General features: G+C 68.3%; 14 protein-coding genes and 1 pseudogene. 6 read left to right on the top strand and 9 right to left on the bottom strand.

Going from position 1 to position 14378, the window contains the following annotated elements; genetic code table 11:
- Positions 1–108: 108 nt before the first annotated feature.
- Both npdG and cofC read left to right on the top strand, forming a co-directional pair.
- Entirely contained in the window at positions 109–783 is a 675-nt protein-coding gene (npdG, locus tag HUU94_RS00375) for an NADPH-dependent F420 reductase (protein ID WP_438827092.1), read from the top strand.
- A 4-nt stretch (positions 784–787) separates the two neighbouring features.
- Entirely contained in the window at positions 788–1354 is a 567-nt protein-coding gene (gene cofC / locus HUU94_RS00370; protein ID WP_174273154.1) for a 2-phospho-L-lactate guanylyltransferase, read from the top strand.
- A gap of 13 nt (positions 1355–1367) precedes the next feature.
- Here cofC and cofD read toward each other — a convergent pair whose 3' ends face one another.
- The 8 genes and pseudogenes from cofD to HUU94_RS00330 form a co-directional block, all read right to left on the bottom strand.
- Positions 1368–2324 (bottom strand): 2-phospho-L-lactate transferase, encoded by a 957-nt coding sequence (gene cofD / locus HUU94_RS00365; RefSeq protein ID WP_174273153.1) that lies wholly within the window; start codon positions 2322–2324, stop codon positions 1368–1370.
- Positions 2321–3043: a coenzyme F420-0:L-glutamate ligase gene (gene cofE / locus HUU94_RS00360; protein ID WP_174273152.1), complete on the bottom strand. Its 723-nt coding sequence runs from the start codon at positions 3041–3043 to the stop codon at positions 2321–2323. The genes cofD and cofE overlap by 4 nt, the downstream gene beginning before the upstream one ends.
- A 46-nt stretch (positions 3044–3089) precedes the next feature.
- Positions 3090–3782: pseudogene (locus tag HUU94_RS00355) on the bottom strand (2-oxo acid dehydrogenase subunit E2); the annotation flags it as partial.
- 69 nt (positions 3783–3851) lie between these two features.
- A complete protein-coding gene (locus HUU94_RS00350) occupies positions 3852–5333 on the bottom strand; it encodes an NAD-dependent succinate-semialdehyde dehydrogenase (RefSeq protein WP_174273150.1) in 1482 nt (493 codons plus the stop codon).
- Between the two features lie 101 nt (positions 5334–5434).
- Complete coding sequence (locus HUU94_RS00345) at positions 5435–6436, bottom strand: NAD(P)H-dependent flavin oxidoreductase (protein WP_174273149.1); 1002 nt, start codon at positions 6434–6436, stop codon at positions 5435–5437.
- A 193-nt stretch (positions 6437–6629) separates the two neighbouring features.
- The gene (locus HUU94_RS00340; RefSeq protein WP_174273148.1) at positions 6630–7391 is read right to left on the bottom strand and encodes a DUF2889 domain-containing protein; all 762 of its coding nucleotides are present in this window, start codon (positions 7389–7391) and stop codon (positions 6630–6632) included.
- A 91-nt stretch (positions 7392–7482) separates the two neighbouring features.
- Entirely contained in the window at positions 7483–7788 is a 306-nt protein-coding gene (locus tag HUU94_RS00335) for a hypothetical protein (RefSeq protein WP_174273147.1), read from the bottom strand.
- A gap of 182 nt (positions 7789–7970) precedes the next feature.
- On the bottom strand, positions 7971–8780 hold the full coding sequence (locus HUU94_RS00330) for a helix-turn-helix domain-containing protein (RefSeq protein WP_174273146.1): 810 nt from the start codon (positions 8778–8780) through the stop codon (positions 7971–7973).
- Positions 8781–8867: 87 nt separating this feature from the next.
- Between HUU94_RS00330 and HUU94_RS00325 the strand changes: the two genes are divergently transcribed.
- The 4 genes from HUU94_RS00325 (at position 8868) to HUU94_RS00310 (ending at position 13231) form a co-directional block, all read left to right on the top strand.
- Complete coding sequence (locus HUU94_RS00325) at positions 8868–9797, top strand: enoyl-CoA hydratase/isomerase family protein (protein WP_254601808.1); 930 nt, start codon at positions 8868–8870, stop codon at positions 9795–9797.
- Between the two features lie 219 nt (positions 9798–10016).
- Positions 10017–10310, top strand: coding sequence for a hypothetical protein (locus tag HUU94_RS00320; RefSeq protein ID WP_174273145.1), 294 nt, complete (start codon positions 10017–10019; stop codon positions 10308–10310).
- A 9-nt stretch (positions 10311–10319) separates the two neighbouring features.
- On the top strand, positions 10320–11813 hold the full coding sequence (locus HUU94_RS00315; protein ID WP_174273144.1) for a class I adenylate-forming enzyme family protein: 1494 nt from the start codon (positions 10320–10322) through the stop codon (positions 11811–11813).
- 8 nt (positions 11814–11821) lie between these two features.
- Positions 11822–13231: an amidohydrolase family protein gene (locus HUU94_RS00310; protein WP_254601806.1), complete on the top strand. Its 1410-nt coding sequence runs from the start codon at positions 11822–11824 to the stop codon at positions 13229–13231.
- Here HUU94_RS00310 and HUU94_RS00305 read toward each other — a convergent pair.
- Complete coding sequence (locus HUU94_RS00305) at positions 13151–14134, bottom strand: enoyl-CoA hydratase/isomerase family protein (protein WP_174273143.1); 984 nt, start codon at positions 14132–14134, stop codon at positions 13151–13153. The genes HUU94_RS00310 and HUU94_RS00305 overlap by 81 nt on opposite strands.
- Positions 14135–14378: the final 244 nt, after the last annotated feature.

Genomic DNA, 14378 nt, shown 5'->3' with positions numbered 1-14378 from the left:
GAGATTCCCAAGAAATGATGGCGCTCGCGGCGCGGGCCGGCCGCCCGACCCGCCAGCGCAACACGCTCTACGGATCGATCGATCCGCCGGCTTTCCACGGAGATTATGATGACCGCATCCTATGCGTCGGCTGACGCGACCATCGCCATCGTCGGCGGCACCGGCAAACTCGGCGCCGCCATCGCAAGACGCCTCGCCAAGGCAGGCCGCAAGGTCGTCATCGGCTCCCGTTCCGCGGAAAGCGCCACGGCTGCGGCGCAGGAGCTGGGCCACGGCCTGACCGGCATGGCCAATGCCGATGCGGCGCGCGCCGGCGATATCGTGTTCGTGACGGTGCCCTGGGCGGCGCAGGACGCCACGCTCGGCGAAATCGCGCCGCACGTCGCGGGCAAGCTGGTTATCGATACGACCGTGCCGCTGGTGCCGCCCCGGGTGATGCGGGTGCAGCTTCCGGCGGAAGGCAGCGCCGCGGTGCGCGCGCAGGCCTTGCTCGGCGAGGCGGCCATCGTCGTCTCCGGCTTCCACGCGGTCGCCGCGCACAAATTGATCACCGATGCCGATATCGCCTGCGACGTGCTGGTGTTCGGGGACGACAAGGCGGCGCGCGGCGTCGTGATCGGCCTGGCCGATCTGATGGGGCTGCGCGGTCTGCATGGCGGCGCGCTCGCCAATTCGGCGGCCGCCGAAGCGATGACCTCGGTTCTGATCTTCATCAACAAGACCTATCAGGTCGATGGCGCCGGCTTCCGCATCACCGGCGCGCTGGTACCTCCCGAAGCCTGAAGCGATGGGCGCCGGCTGGACCGTGCTCGTCCCGATAAAGCCGGTGGGGGAGCGCAAGTCGCGGCTCGCCGATGTCTTGGAGGGCGCGGCGCGCGAAGCGCTGGCGGAGCGGATGCTTCGCCACGTCCTCGCGACGATCATCGCAGCAGGGGCGCGGCCGCGCCTCGTTTCCGCCGAGAAGCCCGCGTGGTGGGACGGTGACTGGAGCGACGACCGCCAAGCGCCGCTCAACATTGCGCTCGGCGCGGCAAGAGACGTGCTCGGCTCCGCGCCCGTCGCGGTGGTCCATGGCGACCTGCCCGCATTGTGCCGCGAGGATCTGGAGCTGCTGTTCGCGGCGGCCGATCGCGACGGGGTGGCGCTCGCGCCGGATCGGCATCGTATCGGCACCAATGCGATCGCGCTGGCCGACGACCGGCCTTTCGCCTTCGCCTTCGGTCCCGACAGTTTCGCCCGCCATCATCGGCAGGATTATGCCATCGTCACACGCCCGGGGCTCGGACTGGACATCGATCTGCCCGAAGATCTCGAATATGCGCACGCGCTCGATGCACCGGCGCTTCGGGCCTGATCGGCGCGCCGCATCAGCGTTGTAGCCGTTCCGCGAGCGCCACCGCCGCGCCTGCGAGCTGCAAGCGATCGGCATCGCTCCGCATCAATGTCGGCGCGACGGCGGCATGCACGCCTTGCGCCTCGATCGCCTCCGCCTCGCCGGCATCGATCGTATCGATCAGCAGCGCGTCGACGAAGCCCCGGTAATGCGCGGCGATCGCGGCCTGATCGACGCTAATTCCGAGCTCGCCCATCAGCTTCGCGGTCGGCCCCTTGACCGCCGCGCCGCCGACGATCGGCGAGACCGCCACGATCGGCACGCCGGCACGGCGCAGTCCGGAGCGAAGCCCGGGCACCGCGAGGATGGGATCGATGCTGAGATAGGGATTCGAAGGGCACAGGATCACGGCCTCCACCGCGTCGTCCTCGATCAATGCCGCGAGCGCCGGGGCCGGCGCGGCCTGCCCGGCGCCCTCGAAGCGGATCGACCGAACCACCGGCCGGCAGCGTTCGCGGACGAAATAGTGCTGGAAGGCGAGCGCGCCCGCCTCCGTCTCCAGGATCGTCCGCACCGGATCATCGGACATCGGGATCACGAGGTGCGCGATACCGAGCGCGGCGGCCAGAGCCGCCGTGGCTTGAGAAAGCGTTTCGCCTTCGCGCAGGCGGCGGGTGCGTTCGATATGCGTCGCGAGATCGCGGTCGCCGAGCTGGAACCAATCCTCACCGCCCAGCGCGCGCAATGCGGACAGGAACGCCCAGCTTTCACCGGCCAGCCCCCAGCCGCGCTCGCGATCCGCCAGCCCGGCGAGCGTATAGCAGACGGTGTCCACATCGGGCGAGATCGCGAGCCCGAGATGCTCGAAATCGTCGCCGGTGTTGATCACGATCGCCAGCCGTTCGGGGGGCAGGACGCCGGCAAGGCCGAAGGCGAGCTTGGCGCCGCCGACACCGCCGCAAAGCGCCACGATCCGGCGGGCGCGGCTCATCGGAAGAGATCCTGCGCGATCGGCCGCAGGATCGCGCCGATCCCGGCATCCTCGTCCGCATCGAAGACCGCGCCACGCACGATCGCGGCGGGCACGGCCTCGGCCGCCTCACCCAGCACCAGCGACGCCGCCGAGGCGATTTCGTCGGCGACGGCGATCAGCGTCGCCTCCATCCGCCGCCCGAACAGATCGGGCTCACCGCGCCGATCGCGCAACGGCTTGAGCCCGGCGCTGCCGATGGCGGTGCCGATCGTCCCTAGCCGCCAGGCCCGCCCGAGACTGTCGCTGACGATCACCGCGATCCGCACGCCGAACCGCGCCTGCAGCGCGGTCCGCAGGCCTCGCGCGCTGCGGTCCGGATCCTCGGGCCAGAGCACGACGTGATTCCCGCCGGGCAGCGCGTTCGACGCATCCACCCCCGAATTCGCCAGGACATGGCCGGCGCGATGCCGCGTGATCACCACGCCCGGCACCACGCGCATCACCTCGGCCGCCTCGGCCATCACCACGGTGACCACCGCGGGATCCTTGCCCGCGCGCTCGGCGATCGCCTTGGCATCGGGCGTCGGCACGACATCGGTGAGCCGCACCAGCCGCCCCTCCGCCTTCGAAACGACCTTCTGCGCGACGACGAGGACATCGCCGTCCGCCAGCCGATCCCCGGCCTGCTCCAGCGCGTCCGCGATCAGCCCGGCGAGATCGTCGCCCGGCGCGACCATCGGTATGCCGTCGATCGCGATGATCGCGAGCGCCGGCGTGCCTGCTTCAGCCGAGATCGGCCGGCTCCTCGACCAGCCGCTTGAACGCCGCCATCAGCTTGGCGCCATCGGCGCCGTCGATCGCGCGATGATCGAACCCGCCGGTCACGGTCATCACCGTGGCGACCGCCGGCTTGCCGTCGATCGGGATGACGCGAGCGTCGCCGGCGCCGACCGCCAGGATCATGCCGTGCGGCGGATTGATGATCGCATCGAACTGGCGGACGCCGTACATGCCCATGTTGCTGAGCGCCGCGGTCCCGCCATTATATTCCTCGGGCTTGAGGCCGCCGATCTGCGCGCGCGCCGCCAATTCCTTGATCTCCGCCGCGATCGCCGCGAGCGGCTTGCTATCGGCTTCGGCGACGATCGGGGTGACGAGACCGCCCGGGATCGAGACCGCCACCGCGACATCGGCGCGCGTGAAGCTGTAGAGCTTGTCGCCGACGAGATTGACGTTGCAGGCGGGCACCTCGATCAGCGCCAGTGCCAGCGCCTTGATCAGCATGTCATTGACCGACAGCTTCGTCCCCGCCGCCGCCAGTTCGGCGTTGAGCGCGGTGCGGCGGGCCAGCAGCGCATCCAGCCGCACGTCGACCGCCAGATAGATGTGCGGCACGGTCTGCTTGGATTCGGTCAACCGGCGCGCGATCACGCGCCGCATGTTGGGCAGCTTCCTGAGCTTGTGGGGAATGTCCGGCACCCATTCGACTGGCTGCGGCGCGTCGCTCGATTCCGAAACCATCATGCTCCTTCCCTGACGCCGGCGTCAGCCATTGATGCCGCCGATGCCGACATATTTGATCTCGAGATAGTCATCGATGCCGTATTTGGAGCCTTCGCGGCCGAGCCCCGAAGACTTGACGCCGCCGAACGGCGCGACTTCGGTGGAGATCAGCCCCTCGTTGATCCCGACGATGCCATATTCGAGGTCTTCGGCAACGCGGAAGGCGCGCGCCAGATCGCGGGTATAGCAATAAGCGGCCAGGCCGAATTCGGTATCGTTGGCCATCCGGATCGCCTCGGCCTCGGTCTCGAAGCGGAACACCGGCGCCACCGGGCCGAACGTCTCCTCGCGAAAGCAGGCGGCGGAGGTCGGCACGTCGGCGAGCAGCGTCGGCTCGAAGAAGCTGTGGCCTAACGCGTGGGGATGGCCGCCCTCGATCAGCCGTGCGCCCTTGCCGATCGCGTCGGCGATATGCTCGCTCGCCTTGCGGACCGCGGCATCGTCGATCAGCGGCCCCTGCGTCACGCCTTCCGCGCGGCCATCGCCGACCTTGAAGCCGCGCAGCCTGGCGGCCAGCGCGTCGACGAAGCGATCGTGGATGCCGCTCTGGACGAACAGGCGGTTGGCGCAGACGCAGGTCTGGCCGGCATTGCGGAACTTGGCGGCGACAGCACCCTCGACCGCGGCATCGAGATCGGCATCGTCGAACACGATGAAGGGTGCGTTGCCGCCCAATTCCATCGACGTCTTCTTGATCGTGGGCGCGCATTGCGCGAGCAGCTTGGCGCCGACCTCGGTCGATCCGGTGAAGGTGAGCTTGCGGACGATCGGGCTCTCGGTCATCTCCGCGCCGATCGCGGTCGCGCGGCCGGTGACGATGTTGCAGACGCCCGCGGGCATCCCCGCGCGCTCCGCCAGCACGCCCAGCGCGAGCGCCGAGAACGGCGTCTGGCTCGCCGGCCGGATCACCCCGGCGCAGCCGGCGGCCCAGCCGGGACCGGCCTTGCGCGTAATCATGGCTGCGGGGAAATTCCACGGAGTGATCGCCGCGAACACGCCGATCGGCTGCTTCATCACCAGGATGCGGCGGCCGGCTGCGTTGGTCGGGATCAGATCGCCATAGACGCGCTTGCCCTCCTCCGCGAACCATTCGATGAAGCTTGCGGCATAGACGATCTCGCCCCGGCTTTCGGCGAGCGGCTTGCCCTGTTCGGCGGTCATGATCAGCGCGAGATCTTCCTTCGCCTCGATCATCAGATCGAACAGCGCGCGCAGGATCTTCGCGCGATCCCCCGCCGTCCTGCGGCTCCAGTCGCGGAACGCGCGCTCGGCCGCGGCGATCGCGCGCGCCGTCTCGGCGCGGCCGAGATCGGGCACCGTGCCGATCAGCGCGCCGGTGGCGGGATCGGTGACGGCGATCGTGCCGCCCGCATCGGCGTCGATCCAGGCACCGTCGACCAGGCATTGATGGCGGAGCAGCGCCGGATCCGAAAGGCCGAGCGGATTGTCACGGGGGGTCAACATTTCGTCATTCCACTTGCTGGTAGCGGGCGAGGGGGTCGGTCCTGCCGGCGTCGATCAAAATCCCTATGGCCGCAAGATATGCCCTCGCGATCGCCGTTCAATCAGGCGGCGGCCATCGCGGTGTCCGCGACCATCGCGCGCAGCCGCGCGCCGACGATTTCCTCCGCCTCGCGCATGATCCGATCGATCAACTGCTTCACGGTCGGCACGTCGTGGATCAGGCCCTGCGCCATGCTTGCCCAGAATATCCCGGCGGACATATCGCCCTGTTCGAGGACGATCCGTCCCTTCGCGCCGGCGACGAGGTGCTGCACATCCTTGAACTCCGCATCGGGTTCGGCGGAGATCCTCACCACCTCGTCGGAGACCGCGCTCTTGCCGACCCGCGCGGTATTGTGGAACTTGCGGAAGATCAGGTTGGTCCCGCGCTCGTCATTCTCGACATAGGCCTGCTTGACGTTCGGATGGATCGGGGCTTCCTGCGTCGCGCAGAACCGGGTGCCCATATTGACCCCCTCCGCCCCCAGCGCCAGCGCCGCGACGAGGCCGCGGCCATCGGCGATCCCGCCCGAGGCGATCAGCGGGATCTTCACCTTGTCGGCGGCCGCGGGAATCAGGATCAGCCCCGGAATATCGTCCTCGCCGGGATGGCCGGCGCATTCGAAGCCGTCGATCGAGATGACATGGACGCCCTTGCGCTCGGCCGAAAGCGCGTGGCGCACCGAGGTGCATTTGTGGACGATGACGATGCCGTGCGCGCTGAACATCTCCCACAATTCAGCGACGGCGGGCGTGCCGGCGGTTTCGACCACGGGGATCCCGGCATCGATGATCGCCTGCGCATAACCCCGATAATCGGGGGGATTGATCGTCGGGAAGACGGTCATATTGACGCCGAACGGCTTGGACGTCATCGCCCGGCAGCGCTCGATCTCGTCGCGCAACGCCGTGGGCGAGGGCTGGGTGAGCCCGGTCAGCAGGCCGAGGCCCCCGGCTTCGGAGACCGCGCCCGCCAGTTCCGCGCGGCCGACCCCCTGCATCCCGCCCTGCACGATCGGATGCTCGATCTGCAACAGTTCGGTCACTCGCGTCTTGAACGTCACAAACTACCCTCTCGGCGGAGCGGCGATCGGCGCGGCTCTCTGAAGAATCGACATGCGAGCGGGGGATCGAAGGGACAAGCGCTTTTTGCGCCCTTTCCCATGATCGGCGCGAACCGAAGCGGCGGCGCCCGGCCGATCGAGCACGTACCAACGGTAGCTGGAAGTCGCTCGGCCGGTGTCGCCAAACGGACTCTCAGAAGCGTGAAGACAGATCGTGCAGCGGTTCGCGACCGGGTAGGCTGAAATCGATATCCACGCCGGGCAGCCGGATCGAATCGTGCTGTCGTTCGGGCTGGAAATTGAAGCAGGTGCCTGCCGGAAACGCCGTCGCCGATATCCCCGCGGGGATATCGATGCTGCGGCCCCGCGCGATCATCGTCGCCCAGCGGAGGATGCGCCCCGCCTCCGCGCCGGCGGCCTCCTGCCGGGCAATCCAATCCCCCAGGTCGCGCAACGATCTGCCCGCAAGCTCCGGTGGGGCCGCGATCCGGTCGTCCACGATCGTCCAGTGCAGCAACGGAACGCCATTCCTGACGAGCGACGCCTCCCGCGCATCCCGTACCGGATCGGTGACCTGAATGTCGTAGGCCGTGGGCGCGCGATCGGCCGCATGCGCCGCGGCGAACAGCGCGAGATCATGAAGGTGGGTGCAATTCTGCGTCTTCTCGCCCCGCCGCGCGATGTCGCTCAGCGCGACATGCGTGAAGGTTTCGGCAAGCCTGGCCATCGCGCCGCGGCAGAGCGTCCAGGGCGCGCGCTTCATCGCGCTCGCGACCTCCACGACGATGCCGTCGCGATGGACGAGGGTCACCGTCATGCGGTGATAATCATCCTCGAGTTCGGCGGTCACCTGTCCCGCTGCCGGATCGATGAGGATACGGCGCCGATAGGCGGGTTTCGGCGCGAGATCGGAAGCGGAGGAGCGCCAGGCATCGGAATTCCGCGAATCCGTCAATCCAGCCTCCCGGTCGACATCAGGGTCTCTACGGTGCGATGCCCGCTCGGCCGATGCGAGGAGGGGGCGGTGCCCCCTCCCTCTAAGGAAATCAGCTCTTCTTGGTGGCCTTCAGGTTCAACTTGCCGAAGGCACCGGTATCCAGCTTGCCCTCCATGACGTCGCCGCTCAGCGTCGTTTCCCCCTTCAACGTCATTGGGAAGGGCTTGCTCGTCTTCATCTTGAAAGTGACCGTGTCACCATTGACCTCGCCATCGAGGATCTCGACATTACCCGATGGGCCGGTGCCGCCACCCGAAAAACTGGTGTCTCCGCTGCTCGTCAGCGTCAGATCGGACTTTTGCTCGCCCATGGGCGATAGCACCGCGAACTCCCAAACACCTTCGATACCTGCCATGTTTCATCCTTTCCCTATCAAGCGGAAGGACGGGCTTGCCGAGCCGATCCTCATCGTAACCGCATCTCCGTGGCGCAAATTTCATAACGGGTCGACCGGAAAATAAACCGGCGAAAGAGGTAAGGTCGTCTCCCGGGCGGCGCAGCCGGGAGAGCCGGACCGGCCCCGCAGACGATCGACGTTCAGCCCGCAACCGCCATCATGAACGGGCCGGCGGCCGCGAGCGCGCCGGTTTCTTCCTCCGGCGACGCGCACTGGGCGATGCCGCGACCAAGCGTTGCCACCAGGGCGTCGGTATCGACCGCCGCCGCATCGGGATGGAAAACGCCGAGCGCCAACGGCCGCTCGTGCGTCGTGCAAGGCAGCAAAGTAGCGGTCAGTCGCACCGCCGGAACGAAGCCCGCCGCGCCGGTGGCGTGACCCTGTCGACGATAGTCCGCGACGCGATCGCGAAGCTCGGCCGGATTGAACTTGGCGCCGTCGGGCGCCTCGGCATTGAGGCGCCATAGCATCCGTCCGGCGTGATCGTTGGAGTAGGTCGAGAGCAGCAGCAGCCCGGCGGCGCTCGCCGACAGCGGCTGCGACGCGCCGCAGCCGAGATCGCGGGTCGCATCGTCGCTCCCCGGCGACCAGCGGAAGATTTGCGCATGGGTGCCGATCATGCCGAACAGCGCCACCGCATGACGCGTGGAGAACGCCAGCCGATCCATGAAGGCGAACAATCGCCCGTCGCGGATGATCTCGGGCTGGGCGGCAGTGCCCAGCGTGGCGAGTCGCGGTGTCGGCGAATAGGAACGCGAGCGTGCGTCCTTGTAGAGAAGTCCCATCTCGACGAGGCTGGCGAGCAGTTCGGAGGTGCTGGATTGCGGGCGGCGATAGCGCCGGACGATATCCATGACCGTCGCCTTGGCATTGGTTTCATCGAAGAATTCGAACACCTCGATCACGCGCTTGGCGATCTTCGTTTTGTTCGACTCCAGCAGCGTCGCCATGTTCGCTCTCCACATTTCTTTTATGGGCAGACAATCCGCCCCCCGGCCCTTCCCCGTCAACAAAAAAATGAAACACCCTCCGTTTTTGTGGATAAGGGCAAGCAACCGCCTTTGCGGTCCGGCGATCGCCTTGACCGGCGCGCGCCGACAGGTTTGAAGCGCCGTATCGGAGGCGCGGAAAGTTGCCGCGATACAGAAAGATTTGAAGAGGACGGAATGACCGAAGCCCCCCATTTGCTCGTGACCGAAGAAGACGGCATCCTCATCGCCACGCTGAACCGGCCCGAAAAGTATAACGCCCTAAGCCTGCAAATGATGGCGAGCTTGGAGGAGGCCGTCGGGCGCTTTCGCGACACACCCGCGCTGAAGGTCATGCTGATTCGCGCGACCGGGCGCTATTTCTCCTCGGGGGCGGACCTCAAGGAAGGCGGGTCGCGCGAGCGGCCGGCGACGGGATCGGCCATTCGCGAGATGCACCGTCGCCTGCCCAGCCGCATGCGCCAGATCTGGGACGAGATGGAGCATATCGAAAAACCCTTCGTCGTCGCGCATCAGGGCGTATGCGTCGGAGGCAGCCTCGAAATGTCGCTGTCGTGCGATTTTCGGCTGGCGGCAGCGGGCGCGAGCTATTCCTTTCCGGAAGCCAAGTTCGGCGTGCTTCCCGCCACCAACGGCGTAAGCCGTCTGACCCGCGTCGTCGGCCCGCACTGGGCGCGCTTCCTCATCATGGCGAACCTGCCGGCGACCGCGCAGGAGGCACTGGTGATGGGGCTGGTCCACAAGGTCTTCCCGGACGATGCGTTCGAACAGGAGGTGATGGCCTTCTGCCGACATCTGACGCAGCAGAACGGCGAAATGATGGGGACCGCCAAGATCACGATCGAACTGGCCGCCGATCTCGGCGCCGATCAGGCGGCGGCGGTCGAGCGGTTGGCCAATAGCGCGCTGATGCTGGCCCCGTCCTACGCCGAGGGTGTGGCCAGGCACATCGCCAGCATCGGCAAACCTAAAAGCTGATCACTCACGCATCGTGGCCGCGATGACTGATGTCGCGATACGGGCGCGACTAGGCGGTCGCCGAGGCGGGCTTTACGTTTCGATGGCGGCTGGGTCGGCATCGCACATCGGCGCGTCGCGGCATCATAATCTTCGTAGCGCGCGGCCGCGAAGCGGGTAGGATCGCGCTCACACAACTCGGACGTTTCGTCCGAACGGAAATTTGGACGGAAACGACGGATGAAAGCTGGCGGCAAGCTGAAGAGCGCGGTCGATGATACCGAGGTGATGGTGATCAAGGCGCCGGCGGCGGGCGCCGTCTCGTGCGGAGGCCTGCCGATGGTCGATGAGAGATCGGGCGAGAAGGGGGCGATCGACCCCGCTTTCTCGGAAGGCACCAAGATGGGCAAGCGCTATACCGATGCCGCGGGCACGATCGAGTTGCTGTGCATCAAGCCCGGCCAGGGTTCGCTCGCGCTGGACGGCACGCCGCTCCTGCTCAAGGATGCCAAGCCGCTGCCCTCCTCGGACTGAGATAGGCCCGTGGATATTTCGCTGCTCCTCAAGATGGCGGCCGATGCCGAGCCGGATCGGATCGGCCTGACCTGCGATGGCCGCCACTGGAGCTATGCCGCGCTGTGGAATGCCGCGACGGGTGCGGCGGCGGACATCGCGAAGAGCGGCTGCGGGCATGTCGCGCTGCTCGATACCGGCAGCGAGGCGGCGCCGATCGCGCTGATCGGCGCTGCGCTGGCGGGCATCCCTTATTGCCCGCTGAACTATCGTCTGGCCGATGCCGATCTGGCCGCGCTGCTGGCGAGGATCGCGCCGGCCTATATCGTCGGCGATACCGATCGGGCCGCTCGCCTGGCGCCGGAGGCTGGGCACCGCGCCTTGGCGCGCGAGGCGTTCGTGGCGCGCGCGGAGCAAGCGGCGGAGCCCGATCGCGAGGCGGGCGAGGGCGAGGGCATCGCCGTCCAGCTATTCACCAGCGGCACCACCGCGGCGCCGAAGGCGGCGATCCTGCGCCATTCCAATCTGGTATCCTACATCCTCGGCACCGTCGAATTCGGGGGGGCCGGGGAAAGCGAGGCGGCGCTCGTCAGCGTGCCGCCCTATCATATCGCCGGCATCGCCGCGTTGCTCAGCTCGATCTATGCGATGCGCCGGATCATCTTGCTGCCCGCGTTCGAGCCCGGCACCTGGATCGGCCTGTGCGCGAGCGAAGGCGCGACCAACGCGTTCGTCGTACCCACCATGCTGTCGCGCATCGTCGAGAGCCTGGGCGAGGGCGGCGCGACGCCCGATCTCGCGAAGCTGCGTGCGATCGCCTACGGCGGCGGCCGGATGCCGATCGAGCTGATCGCCCGCGCGTTGGAGCTGTTTCCAGAGACCAGCTTCACCAATGCATACGGTCTGACCGAAACGAGCTCGACCGTCGCGCTGCTCGGCCCCGACGAACATCGCGCGGCGCAGGCTTCGGACGATCCCGCCGTCAAGGCGAGGCTCGCGTCGGTGGGCAAGCCGCTGCCGACGATCGAGCTCGAGATACGCGACGAGGACGGCCGCGTGCTTCCCGCCGGCCAGCCCGGCGAGATATATGTCCGCGGCGATCAGGTCTCGGGCGAATATCGCGAGCGCAGCGCGCTCGACGCCGACGGCTGGTTTCCGACGCGGGACGCCGGCTATCTCGATGCGGAAGGCTATCTGTTCCTGTCGGGCCGGGCCGATGACGTGATCGTTCGCGGCGGCGAGAATATCTCGCCCGGCGAGATCGAGGATGTCCTGCTCAGCCATCCCGCGATCGCCGACGTCGCGGCGGTCGGCATGCCTTCGGCCGAGTGGGGCGAGACGGTCGCGGTCGCGATCGCGCTTAAGGGCGAGGTGTCCGACGACGAATTGCGCGTGCTGGTCAGGGATCGGCTGCGTTCGTCGCGCGTCCCCGAGCGTATCGTCCGGGTCGAGGCGCTGCCTTACAACGAAATGGGCAAGCTGCTCCGCCGCGAGGTCCGCTTGCTCTTCCAGGATCCCGCCTGAGCGCCGGCATGGCCGGCACGCTGCTGATCCGACAGGCCGAGCTGCTCGACGGACGCATAGCCGATATCTTCGTCGCGGATCGCCGGATCGTGGCGATCGACCGGGGGCTGCCGCATCGGGCCGATCGTGTGATCGATGCCGGCGACGCGCTGCTGCTGCCGGGGCTGCACGATCATCATATCCATGTCGCCGCCACCGCCGCGGCATCGGCATCGGTACGCTGCGGCCCTCCCGAGGTCCGCGACGCCGAGGCACTGGCGCGGGCGCTTTCGGCGCGCGGCGAGGGATGGCTGCGCGGGATCGGCTATCATGACAGCGTCGCGGGGCCGATCGATCGCCGCTGGCTCGATGCCGTAGTGCCCGACCGGCCGGTGCGCGTGCAGCACCGCTCCGGGCGGCTGTGGGTGTTCAACTCGATCGGGCTCGAGCGGCTCCTCGCTTATGGGCTTACGCCGCCGGAGGGCCTCGAGCGAAGCGGCGGCGAATGGACCGGGCGCCTCTATGACGAGGATGCGTGGGCGCGGCGCGCGCTGGGCGGCGAAATGCCCTCGTTCGACCGGGTCGGCGCGACGCTCGCGCGCTACGGCGTAACCGGCGTCACCGAGATGAGCCCCGCCAACGACGATGCCGTCGCACGCCATTTCGCGGGGGAACGCGCGCGCGGCGCGCTGCCGCAGCAGGTGCTGATCGCGGGCACGCTCGCGCTCGGCCAGAGCGGGCTGGATCCGTCGCTGCGGCTCGGACCGGTTAAGCTTCACCTCCACGAGGCCCATCTTCCCGATTATGACGATGCGGTGCGGCTGATTCGGTCGGCGCATGCGCGCAGGCGCGGCGTTGCCGTCCATTGCGTGACCGAGGTCGAGCTCCTGTTCACGCTTGCCGCGCTGCGCGAGGCCGGAACCGTGCCCGGGGACCGCATCGAACATGCTTCGGTCGCGCCGGATCATCTCGTGGCGCAGATCGCGGAACTGCGTCTCGCCGTCGTCGCGCAGCCGAATTTCGTCGCCGAGCGCGGCGATGCCTATCGCGCCGATATCGCCGAGGCGCGATGGCCCGAGCTATACCGCCTGCGCGCCTTCGCCGCCGCCGGCGTGCCGTTCGCGGCGGGAAGCGATGCACCGTTCGGCGCTCCCGATCCCTGGGCGGCGATGGCGGCCACGGTCTCGCGGCGGACGGCGGGCGGGCATGCGCTGGGCACCGCCGAGGCGCTCACGCCGGAGGAAGCGCTGGCCTTGTTCCTCGCCGATCCGATCGCGCTGGATCGCACGCGGAGCGTCGCGGCCGGCGCGGCCGCCGATCTCTGCCTGCTGCACAAGCCATGGCGCGATGCGCGAAGCTCACTCTCCGCCGATCTCGTGCGCGCCACGATCATCGGCGGGCAAATCGTCCACGATCGCATCGATCAACCCCCAGCGTAGCGCGACATCCGCGCCGATTCGCTTGCCCGACAGCATCAGCGCCGCCGCGCGCTGCCGGCCGATCCGCGCGGGCACCGATACGCAGCCTCCCGCGCCGGGCAGGATGCCCATCTCGAGCTCCGGAAGCTGGAACCAGGCGTTACGCGTGGCGCTGATCCGCCCGGCGAAGGCGGCGAGCTCCAGGCCCGCGCCAACGCAGCCGCCCTGGACATGGACATGACAGATGGCGGTGCTGGGCAGCATCGCGCGCGCCGGGAGCGTGCGGGCGCGGATCGCATGCGCCTCGGCGGGATCGCGGGTGGTGCCGAACTCCGCGAGATCGGCGCCCATGCTGAAACAGCGCCCGCTGCCGCGCAGCGTCACGCGCTCGATGGCGGGGTCGAGCGCGGCGATCGTAAAGGCATCGTGCAATGCATCGCGCATGGCGCGGTCGATCATGTTGCGTGCGGCGGCCCGGTCGATCGTCAACGCCAGTGTCGCGCCCTTGCGCTCGATCAGCAGCCTCCCCGGAGCCGCAGCGCGTGGCGGAGGCCTGCGCGCCAGCCAGCCGGCATGCTCGGCGCTGCCCTGCGCCATCGCGAAGGCGAAAGATTCGAGCGTCAGGGCCGCCGCCGGGGCCAGCTCCTCGATCGATCGCAGCAACTCAACCAGCGCCGAAGCCGCGCGCGGCGCCGCCGCGATCCCGGCGACGATCGCGGCGAGCGGGATGGGGGGCTCGATCACGACATCGGCTCCGCCGGCCTGTGGATGATCGGCGGATCCGATCGCGATCACCGGGACGGGCGGAAGCGGATCGATCGCCTCGTCGGCGGGCCATTGCGCGAGATCGACAGTCACCAGCGGCCGGCGATCAGCGCGCCAATCGCTTCGAAGCATCCAGGGCAGGAGCGCGGGATCGTCCATCGCGCGGAGCTTGCGGCATCAGCCCCGTGCGAGACAAGTGGAGCCGGGCCCGCGCACCGGATAGGGTGGGTCGATGGCTGATCCGCCCACCGATGCCGGCCTTGCCGCGGCGCATGCCTGCGATCTGCTCCGGCAGGTGGGAAGACCCGAGCGGCCGGCGGAAGCGCGCGATCATCCGGCGATAGCCTGGCGCCGGGCCGGGCTGATGGCGGTCACGGGCAGGATCGACGGTCCGGGCCTCGTC

This window comes from Sphingomonas bacterium (assembly GCF_903644055.1).
Lineage (GTDB): Bacteria > Pseudomonadota > Alphaproteobacteria > Sphingomonadales > Sphingomonadaceae > Sphingomonas_I.
This window is presented reverse-complemented; position numbering and strand designations above follow the sequence as displayed.